The organism is Nonomuraea sp. NPDC050451 (assembly GCF_044458585.1).
In genome coordinates this window covers 197,971-223,872 of record NZ_JBITHZ010000013.1, presented here as the reverse complement: position 1 = coordinate 223,872, position 25,902 = coordinate 197,971, and the positions used below count along the sequence as shown (strand labels likewise).

Sequence of the window (25,902 nt, the reverse complement as noted above, 5' to 3'; positions counted from 1 at the left end):
CGGTCCGTTGCAGGCAGCGGAATCTGCGCCTACGACGATCAGCTGACGAGGAACTGGGTGGCGGCCAACTCCCGGTACAGCTCGTCCTCGCCGACCAGCGAGTCGTGCGTCCCGACCGCCCGTACGCCGCCCCCTTCCATGACCACGATCCGGTCCGCGTTCGTCACGGTGGACAGCCGGTGGGCGATCACCAGCACGGTCGTCTCCGTGGCCACCTCGGCGATGACCTCGCGCAGCCGCAGCTCGTTGACCGCGTCGAGCTGGGAGGTGGCCTCGTCGAGCAGCAGCAGCCGGGGCTTGCGCAGCAGCGCCCTGGCGATGGCGACGCGCTGACGCTCGCCGCCCGACAGCAGCACGCCGCGGTGCCCGACCGGCGTCTCCAGCCCTTCGGGCAGCCTGTCCACCAGGTCGTCGAGCCGGGTGCGGGCGACGGCCCGGCGCAGCTCGTCCTCGGTGGCGTCCTGGGCGGCGAAGAGCAGGTTCTCCCGGAGGGTGCCGGCCAGCACGGGGGCGTCCTGCTCGACGTACCCGAGGGCGGCCCGCAGCTCGCCCAGCGGCCAGTCGCGGATGTCGCGCCCGCCGACGGTGATCAGCCCCTTCTGGTGGTCGTAGAAGCGCTCGATCAGCGCGAACACCGTCGACTTGCCCGCGCCCGACGGCCCCACCAGCGCGGTCAGCCCGCCGGGCGGCACCTCGAAGGTGACCCCGTCGTGCACGGTCGGCCGGTCGTCGCCGTACTTGAAGACCACGTCCTGGAACGTCACCCCGACCGGCTCGGGCGTGGTCCCCGCGACGGCGGCGCTGACCGGCTCAGCGGGCAGGTCCTCGATCTCCTTGATCCGCTTCATCGCGGCCAGCCCCTGCTGGAGCTGGACGCCGCCCTGGACGAGCTGCCCGATCGGCGGCACCAGGTAGAACAGGTACAGCAGGAACGCGATCAGCGACGACACCTCCAGCGTGCCCGACGCGACCCTGGCCCCGCCGACGGCCAGCACGGCGAGGAACGCGATCTGCACCGCCATCCACGTCGCCACTCCCGCGAGCGACGTCCAACCGGCGACCTGCAGCCCCCGGTCGCGGGCGCGCACCGCCGCGTCGCCCACCACCGCGATCTCCCGCTCCTCCGCGCCGCTGGCCTTGACGGTCCGGTACGCCTGCAGCGCCCGGTCCAGCACGGCCCCCATCTCGCCCACGGCCTCCTGGGCATGGGTCTGCGCGCGCTGGATCCTCGGCATGATCAGCGAGACGAGCCCGCCGATCACCATCACTATGAGCAGCGTGACCAGCAGCAGCACGCCGTCCATGGTCGCCATCATGACGATGGCCCCGACCAGCATGAACGCGGCGCTGACGGACTCGACGATCCCGTTGGTCAGCACGGCCCGCAGCAAGGTCGTGTCACCCGTCACCCGCGACAGCAGGTCGCCGGGCTTGAGCCGGTCCACGTCGGCGACCTTGAGCCGCAGCATCCGGTCGACGAGCTTGCGCCGGGCGCCGAGGACGATGCCCTCGCCCGTGCGCTCCATCAGATAGCTTCCGGCGGCCGACACGACCGCGCCGATCAGCACCGCCGCGGTCAGCCCCAACAGCGGCCCGGCCATCGAGCCGGCCTTGCCGAACGCGTCCACGACGTACTTGGCCAGCAACGGCATCGCGAGGCCCGCCGCCGAGCCGATCAAGCCCAATAATCCGCCCAGAAGCAGGATCTTCCGGTGCGGGCGGACGTAGGCGAGCAACTCCTTGACCACCACATCTCCTTCCACGACATGTCTCGATTTGCTTCAACGAACGGGACCGCGCGATCCGCACCGCTTCGACAGGGTCAACCTAAATTGACGACCTAAGTATGTCAACTTTCATTGACCCTCATTCTTGAGGAGGAGACGACATCCGGAAGCGTCCGGCAGACGAATAGGGCGTCGAGGAACCCGGCCGGAACCTCGCAGTACACGATCAGCCCTTCGAAAGGACCGAAAATGGAGCTCCGGATCAACCGGCGCGCTCTAGTCGGACTTGGCCTCGCCGCAGCTGTCGCCGCGTCGTCGTTGGCCGTGCTCCGCACCGACTCCGGCATCGCTTCCTCGCACCGCGAGGCTCCCATGATCGCGGGCGACCCCCAGCACGACAACACGGACGTGTACGCGTTCGTGAGCCCTGACAAGGCCGACACGGTGACCCTGCTGGCCAACTGGATCCCGTTCGAGGAGCCGCACGGCGGCCCGAACTTCTACCCGTTCGCCACCAAGTCCCGCTACAACATAAAGATCGACAACGACGGCGACGCCAGGCCCGACATCACGTACGAGTGGACGTTCCGCAACGAGGACAAGCGTGGCAACACCACGTTCCTGTACAACAACGGCCCCGTCACCTCGCTCGACGACCCCAACCTGCTCTTCCGCCAGCGCTACACGCTCAGGAAGATCACCCCCAGCGGCACCCGGACGCTGGTCGGCGACGGCATCGTCGCGCCGAGCAACGTCGGCCCGGCCTCGATGCCCGACTACGGCACCCTGCGCGCCCAGTCCATCAAGAGCCTGCCCGGCGGCGGCAAGTCCTTCGCCGGCCAGGCGGACGAGGCGTTCTTCCTGGACCTGCGCGTGTTCGACCTGCTCTACGGCGGCAACCTGTCCGAGGTCGGCCAGGACACCACCAGGGGCTACAACGTGAACAGCGTCGCCCTCCAGGTGCCCTCCTCCGAGCTGGCGCTCAAGGGCGACGTCAGGCGCAACCCGGTGATCGGCGTCTGCTCGACCACCGACAAGTTCAACGGCAGCAGGTACGTGCAGGTCTCGCGCCTGTGCAACCCGCTGGTGAACGAGGTCGTCTCGCCCGCCGGGCTCAAGGACGCCTTCAACGCCCTGCCCCCGGAGAAGGACGCCGACGTGGCACCGCTGGTCAAGCGGGTCACCGACCCCGAGGTGGCCAGGCTGCTGGAGGCCATCTACGGCATCAAGGCCCCCGCGACCCCGCGCAACGACCTGGTCGAGATCTTCCTGACCGGCATCGCCAAGCAGAACGGCCCGATCAAGGCCGACCTGAACTCGCAGGTGCTCAACAAGGACGCGGGCAAGCTGCGCCCCTCCGAGATGCTGCGGCTGAACATGGCGATCCCGCCCGCGAAGGACCCGAACCGCCTCGGCGTGCTGGCCGGTGACCTGCAGGGGTTCCCGAACGGCCGCCGCCTCATCGACGACGTCGTTGACATCGAGCTGCAGGCCGTGGCCGGCGCCGCGCTGACCGGCAAGCTCGTGCCCGGGCTGACGGACAAGGTGGACAAGAACGACAAGCCGATTCTGCAGTCGTTCCCGTACATCCCGCTGCCCAGCAACGTCGCGGTGAACCAGCGCTGACTCCCCGACCGGCCTGCTCCCTCTCCAAGCGGGCCGGTCAGCCCCCGGCGGCAGGCCACCCGTCTCCCACCGTCTGCCGCCGACATGAGGCCGGCCGGCCGTGCTCCCCGTCACGGCCGGCCGGCCGACTCCCCAGCACCCTGGAGCCTTGGACATGCGTGCCTTCGTGATATTCGCCGGGCTTGCCCTTCTCGGGGCCATGGCCTTCACGATCTTCTCCTTCTCGGCGGCGCCCGCGCCGGGGCCGGTGGCGGACAAGCCGTCCACCGAGACACTGCAGGAGCGGCTCAAGCGCCTGCCGGGCGACTACCGCGGCTGGGCCCAGCTCTCCTCCCAGTACGTCGACCAGGCCAGGATCACCGGCGACCCGTCGTACTACACGAAGGCGGAGGGCGCGATCACCACCGCCGCCAAGCTGAAGGCCGAGGACGACACGGTGCTCACCGGCCAGGCGGCGCTGGCCGCCGGCCGCCACGAGTTCGCCGAGGCGGTACGGCTGGCCGAGCGCGCGATCGACGCCAACCCGTACGGCGCCCCGGCCTACGGCGTGCTGGCCGACGCGAAGACGCAGCTCGGGGACCTGCCCGGAGCGCAGCGAGCCGTGGACGAGATGCTGGGCCTGCGCCCCGGAGTGGCGGCGTTCGCCCGCGCCTCGTACGCGGCCGAGCTACGCGGCGACAGGGCCGGAGCCCGCAAATACCTCGAAATGGCGCAGAGCGACGCGTGGCAGCCGGCCGACCTCGCCTACGCCCGCTACTACCTGGGCGAGCTGGCCCTCCACTCCGGCGACCTGGCCACGGCGGCCGACTGGTACGCCAAGGCCCTGCAGGCCTACCCCGGCTACACCCCGGCGCTCGCCGGCCAGGCCAGGACCGCCGCGCTGAGCGGCCGGCTGACCGAGGCGCTCGACCTCTACCGGAGCGTCGTCGAACGTCTCCCGCTCCCCCAATACCTGATCGAGCAGGGCGAGACCCAGATCAAGGCGGGCCGGCCCGCCGACTGGACCCTGCTGAAGGCGCAGCGCGAGCTGTTCCAGGCCGCGGGCGTGCGTGACGACCTGACCTGGGCCGAGTTCGAGGCCGACCACGGGGACCCGGCGCTGGCAGTCGAGCACGCCAGGGCCGAGTACGCGCGCAACCCGAACCTCGTCGCCGCCGACGCCCTCGCCTGGGCCCTGTTCAAGGCGGGCAAGCCGGCCGAGGCGCTGCCGTACGCCAAGAAGGCCACGGCGACCGGCTGGCAGAACCCGCTGCTGAAGTACCACCGCGCCAAGATCGAGCAGGCGCTGGGCCGGTCCGTCAAGGTGGACACCGGCTTCGACCCGACACTGTCCGCACTGGCGAGGTTCTCATGAGAGTCATCCGGCTCGGCCTGCTGTCCGTCGCGACGGGCCTGGTGCTGTCGCTGTGCCTGAGCGTCGTCCTGGTCGCCGCGGCCAAGGCGGCGCCCGTGGTGATGCACCCGCTGGGCAGCTTCACCGTCAACCACTACAACGGGCTGCGGATCTCGCCCTCTGACGTGCGCAACCTCGCCGTCGTGGACGCGGCCGAACTGCCCACGCTGCAGGCCAAGCCGCAAGTGGACGCCTCGTACGCGGCCCGCCGCTGCGGCGCGCTGGCTGCCGCCCAGCGGCTCACGGTGGCGGGCAGGACGGTGCCGTGGCGGGTGGCCGGCTCCGACTTCGCCTATGTGCCCGGCCAAGGGGGTCTCCAGACCAGCCGCCTGACCTGCCGGCTTGTGGCCGGAGTCCGTGCCTCGGGGGCCGTGGAGTTCGCCGACGGGTTCGAGCAGGACAGGATCGGCTGGCGGGAGATCACGGCGGTGGGCGACGGGGTGCGCCTGGCCCGCTCGTCGGTGCCGTCGGTGAGCGTGAGCAAGGAGCTGCACGCGTACCCCGAGGACCTGCTGGCCGACCCGCTCGACCAGCGCACCGCGACGATGACCGTCGTACCCGGCGCGGGCCTGCCCGGTCAGGCCGGCTCCGGCGCTCCCGGCGGCACCGTGCCCGGCGGGATCGGCATCGGCGGGCCGATCGGGGACGCGCTGGCCGCCCTGGACCGGACGTTCGCCGGGCTGATCGGCTCAGACACGCTGACGCTCCCGCTCGGGCTGCTGGCGGTCGGGCTGGCCGTGGTGCTGGGCGCCGGGCACGCGCTGATCCCCGGGCACGGCAAGACCATCATGGCCGCGTACCTGGCCGGGCGGCGCGGGCGCCCGCGCGACGCTCTCGTGGTGGGCGCGACGGTGACGGCCACGCACACGGTCGGGGTGCTGGTGGTGGGGCTGCTGCTGAGCGCGTTCACGGCGCTGGCGGGCGAGTCCGTGCTGGCGTGGCTGGGGGTGGCCAGCGGCGCGCTGATCGCCGTCATCGGCTTCCGCCTCCTCCTGAACGCCCGCCGCGGCACCTCCCCACACGGCCACGGACACGACCACGGACACGGACACGGTCATGGGCACGGCCACGGACATGGCCACGGCGGCGAGGAGGCGACAAAACGAACAGGGCTGGTGGGGCTCGGCATCGCGGGCGGGCTCGTCCCCAGCCCCTCGGCCCTCGTCGTCCTCCTCGGCGCCATCGCGCTCGGCCGCACCTGGTTCGGCGTGGCGCTGGTGACCGCGTACGGCATCGGCATGGCCGCCACCCTCACCGTCACCGGCCTCCTGCTGGTCAAGCTGGTGGACCGCCTGGAACAGCGCGCCTCGGCGGGCCGCCGCCTGGCCGCCAGGCTCTCGGGCCTGGCTCCGGTGGGCACGGCCGCGATGGTGGTGCTGCTCGGCGCGGGCCTGGCCCTCCGCTCGGTGGCCACCCTCTAGCGCCGGTACGCCCGCGCGCCTATAGTCACATCCGTGACTACTCAAAAAGTTGAGTATCCATGGCTCTGAAGCACGCCGTGCTGGCGGCGCTGCTCGGCGGCGAGTACAGCGGCTACCAGCTCACCAAGATCTTCGACGTCGGCGTCTCCAACTTCTGGTACGCCTCCCCCCAGCAGCTCTACGCCGAGCTGACCAAGCTGGAGGCCGACGGGCTGATCGCGGGCCGCGAGGTCGTCCAGCGGGGCCGCCCCAACAAGCGGGTGTTCACGGTCACCGAGGCCGGGGCCGCCGAGCTGGCGGCCTTCGCGGCGACCCCGTCCAAGCACCTGCTCATCCGCGACGACCTGGCCGTCAAGGTGCACGCCGTGGACCGGGTCGACCCCGCGCCGGTGATCGAGCAGCTCCTGGAACGCGCCGAGGAGGCCGCGGCCAAGCTCGCGTTCTTCGAGCAGGCCCTGCTGCGCATGCGCGGCGACCTGGACGAGGAGACGTTCCTGCGCCGGGGCGAGCACGTCGGCCCCTACCTGTCCTGCCTGGCCGGCTGCCGCCTGGAACGCGAGATGCTCGACTGGTGCCGGGAGACCGCCCGGACCCTGACCGAACGCGCGGCCCGCGCGGAGAGGACGAGACCATGACCCGCACGCGCCGCGTCCCGGCCGGAAGGACCGCCTCATGACCTACGCGCGTTACGTCGCCATCGGTGACAGCCAGACCGAGGGGCTCGGGGACGGCGACGACGTCACCGGCCACCGCGGCTGGGCCGACCGCCTCGCCGAGCACCTGGCCGCCGCCAACCCGGACCTGCTCTACGCCAATCTCGCGGTCCGCGGCCGCCAGGCGGCTGAGATCCAGGCCGAGCAACTGCCCGCCGCCCTGGCACTGCGCCCCGACCTGGTCACGGTCATGGCGGGCATGAACGACATCATCCGCCCCGGCTTCGACGCCGCCAGGGTGGCGGGCATCGTGGAGGACATGATCGTCCAGTTGACGGCCGCGGGCGTGCACGTGGTCACCATGACCTTCCCCGACATCGCCAGGATCGCCCCGATGGCCCGCCCGCTCCGGCCCAGGCTGATCGACTTCAACGCCCGCGTCCGCGTCGCCGCCGCCCGCCCGGGGGTCACGCTGCTGGACACGTTCCCGCTCGACTTCACGGACGCCCGGATGTGGAGCGCCGACCGGCTGCACGCGAGCCCGGCCGGGCACACCCGCTTCGCCGCCGCCGTCGCCCATGCTCTGGAGCTGCCCGGCAGCGACGACACCTGGATGGCACCCCTGACGCCGCTGCCCGCCCTGGGCACCTGGCGCGCGGCGTCGGTGGAGCTGCGCTGGCTGGCCACCTTCGCCGGCCCGTGGATCGGCCGCCGCCTCCGCGGCCGCTCCTCCGGCGACGGTCGCACCGCCAAACGCCCGCTGCTCACCCCGGTGATCATCGGAAATCAGTCGATATCCGGCAAATCCGGGTCGTCGTAGTCGATGTCCCCGTCATCCAGCCGCCGCAGCTTGATGTCCTCCACCCACTCCTGTGTGAACCGGCGGATCTCCTTGATCCGGTCCTCGTCCACGCCGTAGGCCTCGAACGCCTCGTCCGCCATGATGTCGACGAATTCCAGCCGTGCGAGAAGGTCATGCACCGAGAAGTATTCGTGGTGCATGGCGGCGAGTTGCTCAAGCGCGCGATAGGTGTAAAGGTGCCCCACGGCGGCGATGTCGATGATGTCGCGGGCGAGGCTGCGCTCGTGCACGGCGCGCATCTTCAGCCCGACGGCGTCGTCCAGGCCGACCACTTGCAAGGTGCCGCACGTGATGGGCGGCTGCTGGAGCGCCTCGCGGAGCAGGTCGAACTCACAGGCCTCACCGGTCGCCAGGTCCTCGACCATCAAGCGACCCATACGCGGCGTGACCTCGATGACCGACGCGCGTAACCCGGCGTTCTGGAACGCTCCAACAACGCCTTGGGCCACATCGGGCAGCGGCATCTCCACTGCGGTGGCGAAATCAAAGTCCTTGCTCGGCCGGTCGGTGAAGCCATGAGCCTTGATCGCATGGCCGCCTGCGAGCACCAGACCGTAGCGCTCGCAGACCGGCAGCACGGCATGAAGCAACCGCTCCTGAAAGGGCGGGAAGCGCATCAGGCACACGTCTCCCGCGGCAGCGAGAGCTTCTTCTCCCAGACATGGCGGTAGCCGGGTCCGAGCCCCCTTCTCAGCACGGGCCAGTCACCGACGAGGAGATCCGCGTTCAGGTACGTCTCGTAATCGACCCGCCGGCCAGTGGTGATCACGGTGCGGTACATCTCCATCCGCACCCCGGGCTTGGACAGGTCGAACTCTGTCAGCCCCGACCACGCCAGATGCATCGGCAGCGCGACGACGCCCTCGGCCGGGCCATGAAGGTCGCCCAAGGAATCCGGGACCTTCTCCTCAAGCCCCTCGTAGATCGAAGGAAGTGCCATGACTCAAGTATGCCGACGGCCGCGCCGCGTGGAAGGGAGATCGTGACGCCCTGAGAGGAACTCCTGGAAGGCGATCTTGGCCCTGATCGCCGGCCGCCGCCACCGCTCCTCCCGGTGGATGGCCCTGGCCATCTTGCGCGGCGAGCGCTGGGCGAAGAACCAGCGGGCCCACGGGGAGCCGGGGCGGGCCAGCCGCAGCGCGCCCACCACCAGCATCGGCGGCACGAACAGGCCGGCCATCCCCGTCCAGATCTTGCCCTTGAGCAGGGTGACGACGGCGAGAGCCAGGTTGGCCACGATGAGCGCGGCCGGATTGACCGGGGTGCCGTAGTCCCAGGTCAGGGGGCGCAGGCCGATGAGGAGCAGGCCGGTGACGGCGATCGCGATGAAGACCGCGTCCACCGAGGTCCGTCCCTCCTCCTCCCAGTAGACGTCGTGCAGGTGCAGGATCAGCGCGAACTCGTCCAGCACGAGCGCGGATCCTATGCCGAAGATGCAGGCCGCGGCGGCGTAGCCGACCTGCGAGGCGGAGGACACGATGAGCCCGCTGACCCCTCCGACCAGCATCAGCACGACTCCGAACACCACGTGGTGGATGTGCATCTCGCCCACGTTCACGTTGCGGAACCAGCCGACCTTCGCCCTGATCAGGCGGACGTTGATGCGCGTGGCGATGAACGCCACGATGAGCGTGACGAAATAACAGAACAGCGGCAGCCGTCCTGTGGCGACGATGTTGTGCTCGAACCAGTTCCCCATGACTCTAGAAAGAGATGGTACGAGGACCCCTGCACCTTCTTGACCGTCAAGCGAGGAAGGCCCGCAAAAGAGCTGCTGTGCCTTCTAGATGCTCGGTGACCGCCCGGCGGGCCCCGTCGGGGTCGCCGGCCAGGATGGCGTCCACGATGGCCTGGTGCTGGATGGCGGCGTGATCCAGGTTGACCTGGAGCATGGGGATCGCGTTCAGCAGGTCGCTCACCCGCGAGCGGGCGTCCGCGCACGCCGTGGCGAGCAGGGTCGAGCCGGTCAGCTCGGCGATGGACAGGTGGAAGGCCGTGTCGAGGCGGCGGTAGTCCTCGATCGGGGCCTCGTTCAGCTCCGACAGCCGGTGCAGGAGCATCTCCCGCCTGTCCTCCGAGAGGCCGGACGTGGCCAGCACCTGGGCCGCCCCGCACTCCACCGCCAGGCGGAACGTGAGCGCGTCCGACAGGTCGTCGCTACCCATCTCCGCCACGACCTGCCGCAGGTCGCCCGCGTCCGGTTTGGGCGGGACGTACGTGACGAAGGCACCCCCATACCGGCCCCTCCGCACGTCGAGGTAGCCCGCGTCCGACAGCGCGCGGATCGCCTCGCGCAGGGTGACCCGGCTGATGCCGAGCTGCACGGCCAGCTCGCGCTCCGGCGGAAGCTTGTCGCCGGGCGGGACCACACCGAGCTTGATGGCCTGGAGCAGCCGTTCCACCGTCTCCTCGAAGGCGTTGCCGGCCCGCACCGGGCGCAACACCGTCATCAAACGCGCCGACTCGTCCAACGTGTCCTCAGGTCTTGACAACGGATCCCGCCATACACATCAATGGTCTAAGACTAGCCCAATCAACGGGAAAGCGCCTCTGGCCAGATCGGAGCGGGGATAGCGTGAGCGAGAGATCGAGCACCGGGTTCCTTTCCGTCAGCGAGCTGCGCGACGAGGTGGCGCTCGGGCGCATCGACACCGTGCTCCTCGCGATCGCCGACATGCAGGGCAGGCTGCAGGGCAAGAGGCTGTCCGCCCGCTATTTCCTCGAAGAGGTGCTGAACCACGGCTCCGAGGGGTGCAACTACCTGCTCGCCGTGGACGTGGACATGAACACCGTCGACGGGTACGCGATGTCGTCCTGGGAGCGGGGCTACGGCGACTTCGTGATGAAGCCGGACCTCGCCACGTTGCGCAGGGTGCCGTGGCACGAGGGGACCGCCATGCTGATGGCCGACCTCGCCTGGGAGGGCGGCGGCGACGTGACCGCCTCGCCCCGGCAGATCCTGCGCAGGCAGCTCGCCCGCCTCGCCGAGCGGGGGCTGGGCGCGTACGTGGGCACCGAGCTGGAGTTCTGCGTCTACGAGGACAGCTACGAGGACGCCTGGAAGCGCGGCTACCGGGACATGTCACCGTCCAACCTCTACAACGTGGACTATTCGCTGCTCGGCACCGCCCGCATCGAGCCGCTGCTGAGGCGGATCCGCCGCAACATGGAGGGCGCCGGCCTGTACGTCGAGTCCGCCAAGGGCGAATGCAACCTGGGCCAGCACGAGATCGCCTTCCGCTACGACGAGGCGCTCAGGACCTGCGACCACCACGTCATCTACAAGAACGGCGCGAAGGAGATCGCCGCCCAGGAGGGCAAGTCGATCACCTTCATGGCCAAACCCAACCAGCGCGAGGGCAACTCCTGCCACATCCACATCTCGCTGCGCGGCAGCGACGGGGATCCGGTGATGGCGGGCGACGGGCCGTACGGGCTCTCCCCGCTCGGCGCCCACTTCATCGCCGGGCAGCTCGCCTGCCTGCGCGAGCTCACCCTCCTGTACGCCCCCAACATCAACTCCTACAAGCGCTACGTCCCCGGCAGCTTCGCGCCCACGGCCGTCAAGTGGGGCGTGGACAACCGCACCTGCTCCCTCCGGCTCGTCGGCCACGGCCTGTCGCTGCGCGTGGAGAACCGGGTGCCGGGCGGCGACGTCAACCCGTACCTCGCGGTGTCCGCGCTGATCGCGGCCGGGCTGCACGGCATCGACAACGAGCTGCCGCTGGAGAGCGCGTTCGAGGGCAACGCCTACGACTCCGGCGCCGAGAGCGTGCCCCACACGCTGCGGGACGCGCTGGCGCTGTTCGAGGGGTCGAAGCTGGCCCGCGAGACGTTCGGCGAGGACGTGGTCGAGCACTACGCGAACAACGCGCGCGTGGAGCTGGCCGCGTTCGACGCGGCGGTGACGGATTGGGAGCTGTTCCGTGGTTTCGAGCGGATGTGAAAGAAGCACATGAAGATCGTTAATCCGGCGACGGAGGACGTCCTCGCCGACGTCGAGCTGGCCGACGCCGCCGAGGTGGACCGGGCGGTGGAGCGTGCCAGGGACGCGTACGTGACCTGGCGCGAGGTGTCGCCCGGGGACCGGGCGCGGCTGCTGCGCAGGTTCGCCGACCTGGTGGACGAGCACGGCGACGAGCTGGCCCGGCTGGAGCTGGCCAACGCCGGGCACCCGATCGGGAACGCCCGGTGGGAGGCCGGCAACGTACGCGACGTGCTGCACTTCTACGCCGGCGCCCCCGAGCGCAACCACGGCAAGCAGATCCCGGTGCCGGGCGGCGTGGACATCACGTTCCAGGAGCCGCTGGGCGTCGTCGGCGTCATCGTGCCGTGGAACTTCCCCATGGTGATCATGACCTGGGGCGTCGCCCCGGCGCTCGCGGCCGGCAACACGGTGATCGTCAAGCCGGCCGAATGGACCCCGCTGAGCGCGCTGAGGCTGGCCGAGCTGGCCCTCGCCGCGGGCCTCCCCGAGGGGGTGCTCCAGGTGCTGCCTGGGGCAGGGGAGGTCGCGGGGGCCCGGCTCGTCGAGCACCCCGGCGTGGCGAAGATCGTCTTCACCGGCTCGACCGAGGTGGGCAAGGAGATCGCCGCCAAGGCGGCGCGGCAGGTCAAGCGGGTCACGCTGGAGCTGGGCGGCAAGTCCGCCAACATCGTCTTCGCCGACGCGGACCTCGACAAGGCCGCGAGGACGGCGCCGTACGCGGTCTTCGACAACTCGGGCCAGGACTGCTGCGCCCGCTCCCGCCTCCTCGTCCAGGCCGAGGTGTACGACGAGTTCATGGAGCGCCTGTCGGCGGCCGTGCGGGGCGTCAAGGTCGGCGACCCGCTCGACGAGGGCACCGAGATGGGCCCGCTGATCAGCGCCGAGCACCTCGACCGGGTGCGCGGCTTCGTCCAGGGCACCCCCTACCTGCAGGGGTCCTGTCCCGAGGGCAGGGGCTACTGGTTCCCGCCGACCGTGCTGACCCCGGAGCTCACCGACCCGGCCTTCACCGAGGAGATCTTCGGTCCTGTCGTGTCCGTGGTGCGCTTCGAGGACGAGGCGGAGGCCGTGCGCATCGCGAACGACACCCCGTACGGCCTGAGCGGCTCCATCTGGACCCGCGACGTCGGGCGGGCACTACGCGTGGCCAGGGCCGTCGAGTCGGGCGCGCTCTCGGTCAACTCGCACTCGTCGGTCCGCTACTGGACCCCCTTCGGCGGCTTCAAGCAGTCCGGTCTCGGCAGGGAGCTCGGCCCTGACGCCCTGGCGGCGTTCACCGAGACCAAGAACGTCTTCATCGCATCGGAGTGAACAGGTGACTTATATGCGGCGTTTGCAGGATCGGGTGGCCGTCATCACCGGCGCGGGCAGCGGCATCGGGCTGGCCACGGCACGCAGGTTCGCCGAGGAGGGCGCCAAGGTCGTCTGCGTGGACGTCGACGAGGAGGCGGGCGTCAAGGCCGCGAACGAGGTCGGCGGCCTCTTCGTCAAGGCCGACGTCACCGACGAGGACGACGTCGTCAGGATGTTCCGGACGGCCTTCGACACCTACGGCAGCGTGGACATCGCCTTCAACAACGCCGGCATCTCGCCGCCCGACGACGACTCGATCCTGGAGACCGGCATCGACGCCTGGCGCCGGGTCCAGGAGGTGAACCTGACCAGCGTCTACCTCTGCTGCAAGCACGCCATCCCGTACATGCGGCGGCAGGGCAAGGGCTCGATCATCAACACCGCGTCGTTCGTGGCCGTCATGGGGTCGGCGACCTCGCAGATCTCCTACACGGCGTCCAAGGGCGGCGTGCTGGCCATGTCGCGCGAGCTGGGCGTGCAGTTCGCCCAGGAGGGCATCAGGGTGAACGCGCTGTGCCCCGGGCCGGTGAACACGCCACTGCTGCAGGAGCTGTTCGCCAAGGACCCGGAGCGGGCGCAGCGGCGGCTGGTGCACATCCCCGTCGGGCGCTTCGCCGAGGCCTCGGAGATCGCGGCGGCGGTGGCGTTCCTGGCCAGCGACGACGCGTCGTTCATCACGGGTAGTGAGTTCCTGGTGGACGGGGGCATCTCCGGCGCCTACGTCACGCCGCTCTAGCTCTGGTCCGGGTTCTCGGGGGTCATCGTGCAGCGTCCCGTCATCGGCATCACGTCGTACGTCGAGCCGGCGAAGTTCACGGTCTGGGACATGACCGTGGCGCTCCTGCCGTACATGTACGTGGAGCAGGTCGTACGCGCCGGCGGGCAGCCCATCGTGCTGCCGCCGGCCGGCGAGCCGGCGCAGGTCGTCGGCCGCCTGGACGGCCTGATCCTGGCCGGTGGCGGGGACGTCGATCCGGCCCGGTACGGGCAGGAGCCGGGGGATCAAACCGGCTATATCCGCAAATTTCGGGATGAGGCCGAGTTTGGGCTGATCGCGGCGGCCCTCGACGCCGGCCTCCCCTACCTCGGCATCTGCCGCGGCCTCCAGGTGCTCAACATCGCCCTCGGGGGCAGCCTCCACCAGCACCTCCCCGACGTCGTGGGACACACCGGCCACTCCCCCGCCCCCGGCCGGTTCGGCCCGCTGCCCGTCACGCCCGTCCCCGGCAGCCGCCTGGCCAAGGCGCTGGGCACGGAGCCCGTGACCGTCCCCCACTACCACCACCAGGCCATCGACCGGCTCGCGCCCGGCCTCACGGTCACCGCCACCGCCGATGACGGCACGATCGAGGCGGTCGAGCTGGACTCGGCCCCCTTCGCCGTGGCCGTGCAGTGGCACCCCGAGGCGGCCGAGGACGGCGCCCTCTTCGAGGCGCTCGTGGCGGCCTGCTGACCGCTCTCACCCCACGGGTCTGAGCACGCCGTTCAGGGCCACGGCCCCGGCTCCGTGCCTGGCGTCGAGGTCGCGGCGCTGCTCGTCGGTGACCACCCAGACCTGCGCGTTCACCTGGTTGCTCCGCACGCCGGACGACACCGAGACGAGACGGTCGCCCAGTTCGGCCTGGACCTCCCGCTGGATCGCCTCCAGCTCGCTCTGGCTGCGCGCCGCGCCGCTGACGCACAGCGCGCCGCCCCACACCTCGCGGATCCACGCCTCGCGGCCGGACAGGTCGCCCGTGAACTTCAGGTTGAGCACCAGCCGCCGCGGGTCGTTGGCCTCCGGCGACTCCGCGGGGAGCCCCTTCATGTAGCTCTGGTCCAGCCAGGCGCCCGCGAACTCCCCTGCCGTGCCGGCCCGCGCCAACGCCTGGTCCAGCGCCTGCTGGGTCGCCTTGGCGGGATCGACGGGCCGCCAGCCGCCCTCCGGCGCCGGGCACGGGCTGGTGAGGTCCTCCTCCTGAGCGGGGGCCGACTTCGCGGGAGCGCCCGGCGGCTCGGTGAGCGTCAGTCTGGTGCCGTCCCAGGTGCCCACGACGCGGTACCGGCCCCACTTCACGCCGCCCTGCGACTCGTGATCCACCTTGCCCCAGTCCCAGCCGACGACGTCAGGACCGCCGCACTGCGGCGGCAACGACTCCATGACCATCATGCACAGCTGCGGGCCGTGCCCGCCGCCTTCGAGCACCGTCAGGTTCGCCTCATAACGGGGCGGGGACGCGGCCTCCGATGCGCCGCAGCCCGTGAGGGCCAGGGTGGTCAGCAGGCCGAAAGCCGTCGTTCGCCGATTCATACCCCTTCGACGTCACCACCCCCCGGAGTGGTTCATGAGCGATCAGAACGCGACAACAACCCCATCACGGCACTAGGCTGACGGGCATCACCGGCGAAACCGTGCGGGAGAGTGCCCTGACAGCCGGTCAGGGTCCCTGAAGGAGCAAGCCCTCCCCGCAAACCTCTCAAGGCAAAGGACCGCGCGGACGCCGGACGGGAAATCTGCCACGCTTCCCGTCCGGAGGTGACCTCTGGAAAGCAGGCCCGCGGGGCCTCGCCGAAGGTGAAAGTCCGGCAAAACTCGGGCGAAGCTCTCAGGCATCGATGACAGAGGGGGAGGATGCTGGCATCCAATCCTGTGCAGAGGTGCGACAAATGTCCCGATCTACACCGCTACGAGACGTTCACGAGAGCCTCGGCGCCACGCTCACCGACTTCGCCGGGTGGCTCATGCCGCTCCGGTACGGGAGTGAGTCCGCGGAGCACAACGCCGTTCGCCAGGCGGCCGGGCTGTTCGACCTCTCCCACATGGGCGAAATCTTCCTGACCGGGCCGCAGGCCGGGCAGGCGCTCGACTACGCGCTGGTCGGCCACCTGTCGGCGCTGGCGACAGGGCGGGCCAGGTACACCATGATCGTCAACGAGCGCGGCGGGGTGCTCGACGACCTCATCGTCTACCGGCTCGACGACGACGAGTTCATGGTCGTGGCAAACGCCTCGAACTACGAAAAAGTGGCAAAAGAGCTGATTGAGCGGTCGAAGGCGTTCGACGTGCTGGTCGAGGACCGGTCGGACCAGTACGCGCTGATCGCCGTACAGGGGCCCCGATCCCAGGAGATCCTCGCCACGCTCACCGACGCCGACCTCGACGGGCTCAAGTACTACGCGGGCCTGCCCGACCTGGTCGACGGGCGGCAGGCGCTGATCGCCCGCACCGGCTACACCGGCGAGGACGGGTTCGAGCTGTTCGTCGCCAACCAGGACGCGGTGCCGCTCTGGCACGCCCTCATGGCGGCGGGTGAGCCGTACGGGCTCAAGCCCGCCGGCCTGTCCAGCCGCGACACCCTCAGGCTCGAGGCCGGGATGCCGCTCTACGGCAACGAACTGAGCGCCGAGCTGACCCCGTTCGACGCGGGGCTGGGCAGAGTGGTGAAATTCGACAAGCCGGGCGACTTCGTCGGCCGGTCGGCGCTCGAGGCGGTCAAGGACGACCCGCCCCGGCGCCGGCTCGTCGGCCTGGTCGCGCGGGGACGCCGGGTGCCGCGCCACGGCTACCCGGTCACCAAAGACGGCGCCGTCGTCGGCGAGGTCACCAGCGGTGCGCCCTCCCAGAGCCTGGGCAGGCCCATCGCGATGGCCTACGTGGACACCGGCGCCGAATCAGGCCTGGCCGTGGACATCCGGGGCAGCCATGAACCTATGGATTTGGTAGAGCTGCCCTTCTACAGGAGGAACAAGTGAGCAACATCCCTGACGACCTGAGCTACACCAAGGAGCACGAGTGGGTGGCCGGCCTCGACGACGGCCTCACCGTGACGATCGGCGTCACGGCCTTCGCCGCCAACTCTCTTGGTGACGTCGTCTTCGTGCAGCTCCCCGACGTCGGCTCGACCGTGGAGCCGGGCGACTCCGTCGGCGAGGTGGAGTCGACCAAGTCGGTGAACGAGATCTACACCCCCGTCGGGGGTGAGGTCGTCGAGGTGAACCAGGCCGTGGTCGACGACCCCAGCCTGGTCAACAGTGACCCGTACGGCGATGGCTGGATGTTCCGGGTGCGCGTCGAGGGCGACGCCGAGGACGTGCTCTCCGCCGAGGAGTACACGGCGCTCACCTCAGGCGATTCCTGACCTTTTTGCCGGGGCCCTGCGCGGGGCCCCGGCCCCAGCATGAAAGGCGCCATCAATGGCGATCAGCGTCTTCGACCTTTTCAAAATCGGCATCGGCCCGTCGAGCTCCCACACGGGAGGCCCGATGGCGGCCGCGCACAAGTTCGCCCGCGGGCTGCACGACGACGGCCTGCTCTCCCGGGTCACGCGGGTCGAGGCCATCCTGTACGGCTCGCTCGGCCTGACCGGCAAGGGCCACGGCAGCGACAAGGCGGTCCTGCTCGGCCTGTCCGGTGAGAAGCCCGAGCTGGTCGACGTCGACTCCATCGACGGCCGCCTGGCCGAGATGCGCGAGTCGGGCACGGTCAAGCTGTACGGGACGCACGAGATCCGCTTCGTCGTGGGCGAGCACCTCGTCTTCGAACGCAAGATCTCGCTGCCCGAGCACCCGAACGGCATGCGCTTCACCGCGTACGACGCCGACGGCGAGAAGCTGAGGGAGAAGGTCTACTTCTCGGTGGGCGGCGGCTTCGTCGTGGACGAGAAGGCCACGGGCGCCGACCGCATCAAGCCGGACGACACCGTACTGCCCCACCCCTTCACCACGGGCGAGGAGCTGCTCAAGCACTGCTCGAACACGGGCCTGTCGATCTCCGCGCTGATGCTGGAGAACGAGAAGGCGTTCGGACGCACCGAGGAGGAGATCCGCTCGGGCCTGCTGCGGCTCTGGGCGGTCATGTCGGAGTGCGTGCGCCGCGGCATCTCCAAGGAGGGCGTCCTGCCCGGCGGTCTCAAGGTCAAGCGCCGCGCCAACCAGCTCCACCGCCGCCTGCAGTCGGAGCCGGCGGAGAAGGACCCGCTGCAGGCCATGGACTGGGTCACGCTGTTCGCCTTGGCGGTCAACGAGGAGAACGCCGCCGGGGGCCGCATCGTCACCGCGCCCACCAACGGCGCCGCCGGCATCATCCCGGCTGTCCTGACGTACTACACCCGTTTCGTCCCGCACGCGGACGAGGAGGGCGTGGTCCGCTTCCTGTTGACGGCGGGCGCGATCGGCGTGCTGTTCAAGGAGAACGCCTCGATCTCGGGCGCCGAGGTCGGCTGCCAGGGTGAGGTCGGCTCCGCCTGCTCGATGGCCTCGGCCGGCCTCACGGAGGCCCTCGGGGGCACGCCCGAGCAGGTCGAGAACGCGGCCGAGATCGGCATCGAGCACAACCTGGGCCTGACCTGCGACCCGATCGGCGGCCTGGTCCAGATCCCGTGCATCGAGCGCAACGCGGTGGCCTCCAACAAGGCCATCACGGCCGCCCGGATCGCCCTGCGCGGCGACGGCCGCCACTTCGTGCCGCTGGATCGTGCCATCAAGACGATGCGGGACACCGGGCGGGACATGCTGGACAAGTACAAGGAGACCTCGCGCGGCGGCCTGGCCGTGAACGTGATCGAGTGCTGACCCCGGGAGCTAGGACAGCCTGGCGCAGGTCGCGTACGGAGTCACCCTGAATTGTGTGCTGCCGGCGGTCAGGAATTGAAGTCGCCATCCGTCGTTCGCGGCGGTGGGCGCATCGATGATCTCGTCGATGTTGGCGTTCGGCGGGATGTTTCCGCTGATGATATATCCGCCACCGAGCACCACTTTGCCGGCGGGGCACATGACGGTGATGACATTCGACAGGCCCATCGGGAGCGTCACTTCCGCCCCGGTGACTTTCTCATAATCTCTGGGCGCGTTCGTCGTCTGCTGGGCGGTCTGCGTGCAGTTGATGGTCTGGCTGTTGCCCACCTGGTTGCGGTCGCCATGGGCGCCGTTGGTGTTCTGTGCCGTGGGGATGCACAGCACCGACGGTGACACGTTCAGGTTCGGAGCAGGTCCGAGAGCACCCTCGGGTTCGGTACGACATTGTCGATGACGTCTATGACCGGACGGCCGTCGGCCAGGGCCGGTGACGAAATGCCGCCGGAAATGGCGGCACCGGCCGAAATGGCGAGAGCCGCGGCGAGTTTTCCTGTTCCGTTCATGCGAATCTCCTGTTTTTGCGCGTCCGCGCCGACAGGATGAAAAGTAGTCTCCGCCGATCACCGGCCGGCCTGATCGACACGCGGCCGGAGATCGTTGGCGAATGTTTTATGCGGAACGCCGCCGGGAATATCCACCCGCGTTTCAGCGGCGGACGTGCAGGCGGACGACGGTGCACGCGTCGTCGTCGCGGACCTCGCGGCGGATCCTGCCGACGATGTCGTGGTCCAGTTTGCTCACCACCGCGCCCACGTCCGCGGTGGACGGGCACGTCAGGGTGACGCGCAGGCCGTTCTCGGCGACCCGGACCGCCGACCGGCCGAGTCCTTCCACGCCCTTCAGCCCGACGAAGAGCATGGCGGTGCCCGTGCCGTCGCGGGCGCCGCGGCGGCCCCAGCCGAGGCTGAGCAGGAACCAGCGGAGCGAGACCAGCGACAGGAGCAGGAAGCTCAGCGCCAGCATCCACAGGGGCCAGGGCTCGTCGGCGAGCACCCGGCGGGTCTGGGCCGGGAGGAGCTTGGCGGTGGCGGGCAGGTCGAAGAGGTGGCCGTGGCCGCGGAGCCAGGCGTACGCGCCCAGGCCCAGCAGCGTGCCGCCCACGATGGCCAGGCCGACGCGGTTGCCCGCGTACTGCCGCATCCCGGCCCCCTTGCCGCGGGAGGGCGTTCGTTGCGCGTCCGTACGTTCGGGCATCATGCGCCCTTTCTGCGCAGCCGGACCACGACCTCGCCCGTGCCGAGCGTGCCCACGCCCGCCAGCCGGTCACCCACCGCCGTGCCGACCTGCCTGAGCATCGCGCCGGAGCTCTCCGTCCCCGTCATGACCGTGACCTCGATGGTGCTCCTGCGCAGCCGTACCTGTGCCCGGTCGACGCCGGACACCTGCTGGGCGGCCGCGCGGAGCGTGCGGCGCAGGCCCGAGCGGGTGATGCCGATGACGATCCGCGGGTCGGACGTCTCCACCGGCACCAGCCTCGACTGGCCGGGCACGATCGCCAGCAGCAGCATCAGCGTGCCCGCGCCCGCCACGGCCACGGCGGCGGTGGACAGCTCGGGCCAGGTGGTCCTGCCCGCGAGCTCGACCAGTTTGTTCACGGGGACCCAGCCGAGCCGGTGGCCGAGCAGCCCCGACACGATCTCGGCCGCCGTCGCTCCCAGCCCGGCGGCCAGCGTGAGCGCGACGAGGGCTCCAGGGAGGGTTCGCGCCGGTCTGAGCGCCCTGCTCGCCCGGCGCAGCCCGGTGTGCCGCGCGGGGACGGCGGCGCCGGGGACTGTCTGCTGAAGCGTGGTCATCACAACGACACACGTACACGGGTCCCGCGTGGCCGGAACCGCGCCCCCGCCGCCCGTTTGCCCGAACATTACGGGGCAGGCAACAAGGTGAACAACACTCATATTCTTTTGCCCGATATGCCGTTACGCTGCCCATATGGACGACCGCCAGCGCTATGACCGCGCCACGGCGGCCCTCGAGCCGCCGTTCGCGATCCTCGATCTGGCGGCCATGCGGGCCAACGCGGCCGACCTCGTACGGCGGGCGGCGGGCAAGCCGATCCGGGTGGCCAGCAAGTCGGTCCGCAGCCGTCCCGTGCTCGAACGCATCCTGGCCATGGACGGCTTCCGGGGCATCATGGCCTTCACGCTCCCCGAGGCGCTGTGGCTGGCCTCCCACGGGTTCACGGACATCCTGGTGGCCTACCCGACGGCCGACCGGCACGCGCTGGCCGAGCTGGCCGGGGACGAGAACGCGGCCAGGCACATCACCGTGACCATCGACTCGACCGCCCACCTGGACTTCGCCGAGGCGGCCGTGGCCGGGGTGAAGCCCCGGGCCGAGATCCGGACCTGCATCGACATCGACGCCGGATATATCGCCTTTGGCGGGAAATTTCGGGCTGGGGTGCTCCGCTCGCCGATCCGCGAGCCGGAAGAGGCCGCCGACCTGGCCGCCGCCGTCGCCAAGCGCCCCGGGTTCCGGGTGGCCGGACTGATGGCGTACGAGGCCCAGATCGGCGGGGTCGGCGACGCCCCGCCCGCGAACGCCGTCTACACCCGCGCCGTCCGCATCATGCAGGCCCGCTCCGCCAGGGACCTCATCCTCAGGCGCGGCCGCATCGTGAACGCCGTCCGCCAGATCACCGACCTGGAGTTCGTCAACGGCGGCGGCACCGGGTCCGTCGAGCGCACCGTACGCGAGAAGGCCATCACGGAGGTGGCGGCCGGATCGGGATTCTTCCACCCGAGGCTGTTCGACTTCTACCGCCGCTTCACCGGGCACCCGGCCGCGCTCTTCGCCCTGCCGGTGGTGCGCCGCCCGAACGTGGACACCGTGACCGTGCTCGGCGGCGGCTACCTGGCCTCGGGCACGCCGGACGCGAGCCGCCTGCCCCAGCCGTACCTGCCGGCCGGGCTGCACTACGCCCGCGACGAGGGGGCGGGAGAGGTGCAGACCCCGCTGCTCGGCCAGGCCGCCCAGGACCTGCGGATCGGGGACCGGGTGTGGTTCAGGCACGCCAAGGCGGGCGAGATGTGCGAGCGCTTCGACGCGCTCCACCTCATCGACGGCGACACGCTGGTGGAGACGGTGCCCACGTACCGGGGCGAGGGCCGGACCTTCCTCTGACCGCCCCCGCCGGGCCCCCGCGGGTCAGCGGCGTCTGCGGCGGCGCCAGAGCACGATGGCCGCCCCCACGACCAGCACCGCGCCGATCCCGATCAGCACCGGCGCCAGGTCGGGCCGCTCCTCCTCCCACATCTGGTCGGGATGGTCGCCGGCTTCGACCGGCCGCGGCGTCACCCCCAGCGCGTCGCCGACGGACGCCACGAAATGCGTGGCCCTGCTCTTGACGTCGGACACCGTGCGCTCGGCGACCCGCTTGGGGCTCACCCGGTCGGCTATGGCGTCGACCGTCTGCGCCAACTCCGCGCGCGTCCGCGCGATCCGTCGCTCCAGCTCGTCCGGATCGGTGTCAGCCATGGCTCTCCTCTCGGCCTCACACGTGGCCGCGCCCGCTCCGCGTGCCGTGCGAGCTCGGTCGTTCGTGGTGCTGATCAGTCTGTCAGGTCGGCGCACCGTACGGCACGGCGGCCAGGCCGGTAGGTTGGCGGGAAGGAACTCAGGAGGGCCCATTGACCGAAACCAAGCTCGCGCCCGGCGACGCCGCGCCCGAGTTCACGCTACCCGCCGCCGACGGCGAGACCGTCTCACTTGACGCCTACCGCGGCAAGCGGGTGATCCTCTATTTCTACCCTGCCGCGATGACGCCCGGCTGCACCAAGCAGGCCTGCGACTTCCGCGACAATCTCGGCCAGCTGACGGCCGAGGGTTTCGTCGTTCTCGGCGTGTCTAAGGACAAACCGGAAAAACTTGCCAAATTCGCCGAACATGACGCACTGACCTTCCCCTTGTTGTCCGACCCCGACCTGACCGTGCATCAGGCCTACGGCGCGTACGGCCCGAAGAAGCTGTACGGCAAGGAGGTCGTGGGGGTCATCCGCTCGACGTTCGTCATCGACGCCGACGGAAAGGTGGAGCAGGCGCTCTACAACGTGAAGGCCACGGGCCACGTGGCCGGGCTCAAGAAGAAGCTCGGCCTGAGCTGAACACCCCGGCGGGCCCTCCGCCGAGGGCCCGTACCCGTCTTCACATGCGCTCCTCTTCCCCGCTGAGAGCGCTAAACTATGTCAGGCCCGCATTGGCGGGGGCTGCGCGGGCGTGGCGAAATGGCATACGCGGCAGGTTTAGGTCCTGTTGGTGGAGACACCGTGGGGGTTCGAGTCCCCCCGCCCGCACACCTGTACGCCGGATCGGCCTCTGTTTCGCCCGGCAAAAGTCGCTGTCTGCGAGTGGCGGTTCGGGCACAACAGCCTCAGGTTCTCTCGCCGGATTGTCCAGCGGATTGCCATTGATGTGGTCCACCTCAAGGATCAGTGGTTTTCCTTGCCAGGTTTCTCCGGTCCCGCACATGACGCAACGTGAGGGCACGCCGATCTCGTCCAGAGCACGTCGCAGCACCGCGACTGGAGTACGACTCGCCCGAAGGGGGCGCTCCGAGAGAACGGCAGCGCGCTCTCTCGATGCCCGGGAAGGTGATTGAAATGTGATGCATACTTTGATCCGACGGCTGATATGCGAATGCGCCCCACCACTACGTGGAATTTCGAGGTGACCGAGCACTTCGCAAACACTCGTCGATACCGACAGGGCTTCGGTAATCGACCGAGCCCGGCACACGAATCCGGCATCGACCATTTACCGCACCGCGCCTAGCCGCTGCTGGTGGGAACGGGAATCGGGGCCGGTGGGATGTCAGCCCGCGGGGCCTTCGGCACCACCCAGCCGCACGAGACGCCGTCCTTCTCCTCCTCGCAGGCGGACTCGAGGCGCTCGGGCACCTGGAAGCGCCTGGGCAGCCGGTCCGGCTCCTGCCAGTACATCCCGTGCACCTCGTCCCGGTGCGCGAATCCGCTGACCACGGCCACGGCGGTGCCGCCCAGCAGGGCGCCGATCACGAGGCCGATGAGTCCGGCGCCAAGGACCTGGGCCTGCTTCTGCCGGAAGAACTCCCGGTAGGAGTCAGGGCGCCGGGGCGGCGCGAGAGGCATCGTGAAGCCGGGGCCCGGAGGGGCCTCGCCGTACTTCAGCCTGCTCGGCTCTCCAGGCTCGTGAAGCTCGTCCGCAGGGGTCGGGTCGCGCGGTGCTTCCTCTTCACCGCGCGACCCGGCGTCGCGATCATGATCCGCCATCACGATCTCCCTTTACTCGCCCGCTAGAGGGGCGCTCCCAGAGACAAGAATGCCCAAGTCACCGTAAGCCCGGCGTAAGACCCCGGTCTGTCCCCCGCCACGTAAGACCTGGGTCGTAGACACACTTCCACCTCCAGGCGGAACAACGGTCAGACGGCGGTACATATCGTGATGGTGTGTTCGGCAAGGTGCGGGCGTGGTCGAGACGCCACGAGAAGCTGGCGGGCGTCCTCCGGGTCGCCCCGCTCGCCACGCTGTGCGCGATCCTGGCGATCCCGTACGCGTCCGTCCCCGCGACCGCGGCCAGCGGCCCCTACCTGGGCGTGGCCGGATACGCGGCCCTGTCGGCGGCGCTGCTGCTGCCGCTGCTCTGGCGCGACCGCGCGGTCGCCTCGTTCGCCGCGATCGCGCTGATCAGCTTCGGGCAGTGGCTGGCGGGCGTCAACCCGCTGGCCGCCAACCTCGCCGTGCTGGTCGCGCTCTGGGCGGTGGCGTACCGGTGCTCGTTCCGCTGGTCGCTGGCCGCGGGGCTGGTGACGGAGCTGGGGGTGTTCCTGGCCCTGGCCAGGTGGGACACGCCCACCTTGGGGATGTTCCTCAGCGCCTCGATCTTCACGGTGACGGTCTGGCTGACCGGCCTGTACGCCAGCACGCGCCGGCGCTACCTGGAAGGGCTCGAAGAGCGCGCGGAACGGGCGGAACGCGAGCGCGACCAGCAGGCCAGGATGGCCGCCGCGGCCGAGCGCGCCAGGATCGCCAGGGAGCTGCACGACGTCGTGGCCCACAACGTCAGCGTGATGGTGGTGCAGGCCGACGGCGCGGGCTACGCCCTCGACAGCGATCCCGAGCAGGCCCGCGAGGCCGTCAGGGCCATCTCCAAGACCGGCCGCGCCGCGCTCGCCGAGATGCGCAGGCTGGTCGGCGTCCTGCGCGAGGGCGAGCAGGCGAGCACCGACTACACCCCTCAGCCGGGCCTCGGCCAGCTGGAGGACCTCGTGCGCGGCTCGGCCGTGCCCGCGCGGCTCCAGGTCGGCGGCGCGCCCGTCGAGCTGCCCGAGGGCCAGCAGCTCGCGGTCTACCGCATCGTCCAGGAGGCCCTCACGAACGCGCTCAAGCACGGCGGCCCGGGCGTCCAGGCGCTCGTGGAGATCGACTACAGCGGCCCCGAGCTCGTCGTACGCGTGACCGACGACGGCAGGGGCGCGTCGGCCCCCAGGAGCGTCGACGGTCACGGCCTGATCGGCATGCGCGAGCGGGTCGGCATGTACGGCGGCGCCGTGTCGGCGGAGCCCCTGCGGGGCGGCGGGTTCGAGGTTCTGGCCAGGTTGCCCATGATCAAGGCGGCATAGAGGAGGTGACCGGGTTGATTCGCGTGATGCTGGTCGACGATCAGGAGCTGCTGCGTGCCGGGTTCAGGATGGTGCTCGCGGCCCAGCCGGACATCGAAGTGGTGGCCGAGGCCGGCGACGGGGCCGCGGCGCTGGAACTGCTGGAGACCACCGAGGTGGACGTCGTGCTCATGGACGTGCGCATGCCGGTCATGGACGGCGTCGAGGCCACCAGCCGCATCCAGGGCCCGAAGGTGCTGATCCTGACCACGTTCGACCTCGACGAGTACGCGTTCGCCGCGGTCAAGGCGGGGGCCGCCGGGTTCCTGCTGAAGGACGTGCCGCCGGCCGACCTGGTCGACGCGATCAAGATCGTGCACGCGGGCGACTCGGTGGTGTCGCCGAGCACGTTACGGCGGATGCTGGACAGGTTCGCCGCGCAGCTCCCGACGGACGAGCCGGTGGCGACGGCCGACCTGACGCCACGCGAGCGCGAGGTCCTGCTCATGGTGGGCCGAGGCCTGTCCAACATGGAGATCGCCGGCCGCCTGCAGGTGGCGGAGGCGACGGTGAAGACGCACCTGGGGCGGGTGCTGGCCAAGCTCGGGCTGCGGGATCGGGCCCAGGTCGTGGTGTACGCGTACGAGGCCGGGCTGATCGTGCCGTCACATCGGCCGAAAGTCTGACCGGAG

General features: G+C 70.2%; 28 protein-coding genes, 1 tRNA gene and 2 riboswitches. Of the genes, 17 read left to right on the top strand and 12 right to left on the bottom strand.

The features are described 5' to 3' along the window. Positions 1–38 precede the first annotated feature (38 nt). Positions 39–1,748 carry an ABC transporter ATP-binding protein gene (locus ACIBI9_RS34595; protein WP_397228304.1) on the bottom strand — a complete coding sequence of 570 codons (1,710 nt, stop codon included), beginning with the start codon at positions 1,746–1,748 and terminating at the stop codon, positions 39–41. 228 nt (positions 1,749–1,976) lie between these two features. On the opposite strand from ACIBI9_RS34595, the gene ACIBI9_RS34590 reads away from it, so the two are divergent. The 5 genes from ACIBI9_RS34590 (at position 1,977) to ACIBI9_RS34570 (ending at position 7,640) form a co-directional block, all read left to right on the top strand. Continuing rightward, positions 1,977–3,353, top strand: coding sequence for a DUF4331 domain-containing protein (locus ACIBI9_RS34590; protein ID WP_397228302.1), 1,377 nt, complete (start codon positions 1,977–1,979; stop codon positions 3,351–3,353). Positions 3,354–3,507: 154 nt separating this feature from the next. Then, positions 3,508–4,707 carry a tetratricopeptide repeat protein gene (locus tag ACIBI9_RS34585; RefSeq protein ID WP_397228300.1) on the top strand — a complete coding sequence of 400 codons (1,200 nt, stop codon included), beginning with the start codon at positions 3,508–3,510 and terminating at the stop codon, positions 4,705–4,707. Further along, complete coding sequence (locus ACIBI9_RS34580) at positions 4,704–6,167, top strand: nickel/cobalt transporter (protein ID WP_397228298.1); 1,464 nt, start codon at positions 4,704–4,706, stop codon at positions 6,165–6,167. Before ACIBI9_RS34585 ends, ACIBI9_RS34580 begins: the two co-directional genes overlap by 4 nt. Before the next feature lie 59 nt (positions 6,168–6,226). Beyond that, on the top strand, positions 6,227–6,802 hold the full coding sequence (locus ACIBI9_RS34575) for a PadR family transcriptional regulator (protein ID WP_397228296.1): 576 nt from the start codon (positions 6,227–6,229) through the stop codon (positions 6,800–6,802). Positions 6,803–6,839: 37 nt separating this feature from the next. After that, positions 6,840–7,640 carry an SGNH/GDSL hydrolase family protein gene (locus ACIBI9_RS34570; RefSeq protein WP_397228294.1) on the top strand — a complete coding sequence of 267 codons (801 nt, stop codon included), beginning with the start codon at positions 6,840–6,842 and terminating at the stop codon, positions 7,638–7,640. On the opposite strand, the gene ACIBI9_RS34565 is transcribed toward ACIBI9_RS34570, so the two are convergent. From ACIBI9_RS34565 to ACIBI9_RS34550, 4 genes are read right to left on the bottom strand one after another with little or no spacing between them, the layout of a single operon-like run. Continuing rightward, positions 7,607–8,299, bottom strand: a complete 693-nt coding sequence (locus tag ACIBI9_RS34565) for a nucleotidyl transferase AbiEii/AbiGii toxin family protein (protein WP_397228292.1) — start codon at positions 8,297–8,299, stop codon at positions 7,607–7,609. The two genes, ACIBI9_RS34570 and ACIBI9_RS34565, sit on opposite strands and share 34 nt — an antisense overlap. Beyond that, positions 8,299–8,622, bottom strand: coding sequence for a hypothetical protein (locus tag ACIBI9_RS34560; RefSeq protein WP_397228290.1), 324 nt, complete (start codon positions 8,620–8,622; stop codon positions 8,299–8,301). The genes ACIBI9_RS34565 and ACIBI9_RS34560 overlap by 1 nt, the downstream gene beginning before the upstream one ends. 3 nt (positions 8,623–8,625) lie before the next feature. Further along, entirely contained in the window at positions 8,626–9,381 is a 756-nt protein-coding gene (locus ACIBI9_RS34555; protein WP_397228288.1) for a hypothetical protein, read from the bottom strand. Positions 9,382–9,427: 46 nt separating this feature from the next. After that, entirely contained in the window at positions 9,428–10,132 is a 705-nt protein-coding gene (locus tag ACIBI9_RS34550; protein WP_397228286.1) for a FadR/GntR family transcriptional regulator, read from the bottom strand. A 125-nt stretch (positions 10,133–10,257) separates the two neighbouring features. Here ACIBI9_RS34550 and ACIBI9_RS34545 point away from each other — a divergent pair, with 125 nt between their 5' ends. The 4 genes from ACIBI9_RS34545 to ACIBI9_RS34530 are packed head-to-tail and all read left to right on the top strand — an operon-like array spanning position 10,258 to position 14,476. Continuing rightward, positions 10,258–11,628 carry a glutamine synthetase family protein gene (locus ACIBI9_RS34545; protein ID WP_397228284.1) on the top strand — a complete coding sequence of 457 codons (1,371 nt, stop codon included), beginning with the start codon at positions 10,258–10,260 and terminating at the stop codon, positions 11,626–11,628. A 9-nt stretch (positions 11,629–11,637) separates the two neighbouring features. Next, a complete protein-coding gene (locus ACIBI9_RS34540; protein WP_397228282.1) occupies positions 11,638–12,981 on the top strand; it encodes an aldehyde dehydrogenase family protein in 1,344 nt (447 codons plus the stop codon). A gap of 13 nt (positions 12,982–12,994) precedes the next feature. Then, the gene (locus ACIBI9_RS34535; RefSeq protein ID WP_397228280.1) at positions 12,995–13,759 is read left to right on the top strand and encodes a 3-oxoacyl-ACP reductase; all 765 of its coding nucleotides are present in this window, start codon (positions 12,995–12,997) and stop codon (positions 13,757–13,759) included. A gap of 27 nt (positions 13,760–13,786) precedes the next feature. After that, positions 13,787–14,476, top strand: a complete 690-nt coding sequence (locus ACIBI9_RS34530; RefSeq protein WP_397228278.1) for a gamma-glutamyl-gamma-aminobutyrate hydrolase family protein — start codon at positions 13,787–13,789, stop codon at positions 14,474–14,476. Positions 14,477–14,482: 6 nt separating this feature from the next. Here ACIBI9_RS34530 and ACIBI9_RS34525 read toward each other — a convergent pair whose 3' ends face one another. Then, complete coding sequence (locus tag ACIBI9_RS34525; RefSeq protein WP_397228276.1) at positions 14,483–15,313, bottom strand: hypothetical protein; 831 nt, start codon at positions 15,311–15,313, stop codon at positions 14,483–14,485. Positions 15,314–15,407: 94 nt separating this feature from the next. Then, positions 15,408–15,505: riboswitch (glycine riboswitch) on the top strand. Positions 15,506–15,535: 30 nt separating this feature from the next. Continuing rightward, positions 15,536–15,635: riboswitch (glycine riboswitch) on the top strand. Positions 15,636–15,669: 34 nt separating this feature from the next. Between ACIBI9_RS34525 and gcvT the strand changes: the two genes are divergently transcribed. Genes gcvT through ACIBI9_RS34510 form a run of 3 tightly spaced genes read left to right on the top strand, consistent with a single transcriptional unit; the run spans position 15,670 to position 18,573 of the window. Beyond that, on the top strand, positions 15,670–16,755 hold the full coding sequence (gene gcvT, locus ACIBI9_RS34520) for a glycine cleavage system aminomethyltransferase GcvT (RefSeq protein WP_397228274.1): 1,086 nt from the start codon (positions 15,670–15,672) through the stop codon (positions 16,753–16,755). Then, positions 16,752–17,141 (top strand): glycine cleavage system protein GcvH, encoded by a 390-nt coding sequence (gene gcvH / locus ACIBI9_RS34515; RefSeq protein WP_397228272.1) that lies wholly within the window; start codon positions 16,752–16,754, stop codon positions 17,139–17,141. Before gcvT ends, gcvH begins: the two co-directional genes overlap by 4 nt. A gap of 55 nt (positions 17,142–17,196) precedes the next feature. After that, positions 17,197–18,573 carry an L-serine ammonia-lyase gene (locus tag ACIBI9_RS34510; RefSeq protein WP_397228270.1) on the top strand — a complete coding sequence of 459 codons (1,377 nt, stop codon included), beginning with the start codon at positions 17,197–17,199 and terminating at the stop codon, positions 18,571–18,573. Between the two features lie 9 nt (positions 18,574–18,582). Here the strand turns inward: ACIBI9_RS34510 and ACIBI9_RS34505 are convergent, their stop codons facing one another. The 4 genes from ACIBI9_RS34505 to ACIBI9_RS34490 all read right to left on the bottom strand — a co-directional run bounded on the left by ACIBI9_RS34505 (position 18,583) and on the right by ACIBI9_RS34490 (position 20,429). After that, the gene (locus tag ACIBI9_RS34505; protein ID WP_397228268.1) at positions 18,583–18,972 is read right to left on the bottom strand and encodes a hypothetical protein; all 390 of its coding nucleotides are present in this window, start codon (positions 18,970–18,972) and stop codon (positions 18,583–18,585) included. A gap of 2 nt (positions 18,973–18,974) precedes the next feature. Further along, positions 18,975–19,139: a hypothetical protein gene (locus ACIBI9_RS34500; RefSeq protein WP_397228266.1), complete on the bottom strand. Its 165-nt coding sequence runs from the start codon at positions 19,137–19,139 to the stop codon at positions 18,975–18,977. Positions 19,140–19,281: 142 nt separating this feature from the next. Further along, a complete protein-coding gene (locus tag ACIBI9_RS34495) occupies positions 19,282–19,833 on the bottom strand; it encodes a hypothetical protein (protein WP_397228264.1) in 552 nt (183 codons plus the stop codon). Beyond that, positions 19,830–20,429, bottom strand: a complete 600-nt coding sequence (locus ACIBI9_RS34490) for a DUF6286 domain-containing protein (RefSeq protein WP_397228262.1) — start codon at positions 20,427–20,429, stop codon at positions 19,830–19,832. The genes ACIBI9_RS34495 and ACIBI9_RS34490 overlap by 4 nt, the downstream gene beginning before the upstream one ends. A gap of 136 nt (positions 20,430–20,565) precedes the next feature. Here ACIBI9_RS34490 and ACIBI9_RS34485 point away from each other — a divergent pair, with 136 nt between their 5' ends. Beyond that, positions 20,566–21,759 carry an amino acid deaminase/aldolase gene (locus tag ACIBI9_RS34485; protein WP_397228260.1) on the top strand — a complete coding sequence of 398 codons (1,194 nt, stop codon included), beginning with the start codon at positions 20,566–20,568 and terminating at the stop codon, positions 21,757–21,759. A gap of 24 nt (positions 21,760–21,783) precedes the next feature. Here the strand turns inward: ACIBI9_RS34485 and ACIBI9_RS34480 are convergent, their stop codons facing one another. Further along, on the bottom strand, positions 21,784–22,113 hold the full coding sequence (locus ACIBI9_RS34480; RefSeq protein WP_397228258.1) for a DUF3618 domain-containing protein: 330 nt from the start codon (positions 22,111–22,113) through the stop codon (positions 21,784–21,786). A 152-nt stretch (positions 22,114–22,265) separates the two neighbouring features. Here ACIBI9_RS34480 and bcp point away from each other — a divergent pair, with 152 nt between their 5' ends. Further along, a complete protein-coding gene (bcp, locus tag ACIBI9_RS34475) occupies positions 22,266–22,739 on the top strand; it encodes a thioredoxin-dependent thiol peroxidase (protein WP_397228256.1) in 474 nt (157 codons plus the stop codon). Positions 22,740–22,845: 106 nt separating this feature from the next. Then, positions 22,846–22,928, top strand: a tRNA-Leu gene (locus ACIBI9_RS34470). 474 nt (positions 22,929–23,402) lie between these two features. Here the strand turns inward: ACIBI9_RS34470 and ACIBI9_RS34465 are convergent. Next, positions 23,403–23,882 carry a hypothetical protein gene (locus ACIBI9_RS34465; protein WP_397228254.1) on the bottom strand — a complete coding sequence of 160 codons (480 nt, stop codon included), beginning with the start codon at positions 23,880–23,882 and terminating at the stop codon, positions 23,403–23,405. 176 nt (positions 23,883–24,058) lie between these two features. Between ACIBI9_RS34465 and ACIBI9_RS34460 the strand changes: the two genes are divergently transcribed. Next, positions 24,059–25,231 carry a sensor histidine kinase gene (locus tag ACIBI9_RS34460; protein ID WP_397228252.1) on the top strand — a complete coding sequence of 391 codons (1,173 nt, stop codon included), beginning with the start codon at positions 24,059–24,061 and terminating at the stop codon, positions 25,229–25,231. A gap of 14 nt (positions 25,232–25,245) precedes the next feature. Next, positions 25,246–25,896 (top strand): response regulator transcription factor, encoded by a 651-nt coding sequence (locus ACIBI9_RS34455; RefSeq protein ID WP_397228479.1) that lies wholly within the window; start codon positions 25,246–25,248, stop codon positions 25,894–25,896. The last annotated feature ends 6 nt before the right edge of the window (positions 25,897–25,902 follow it).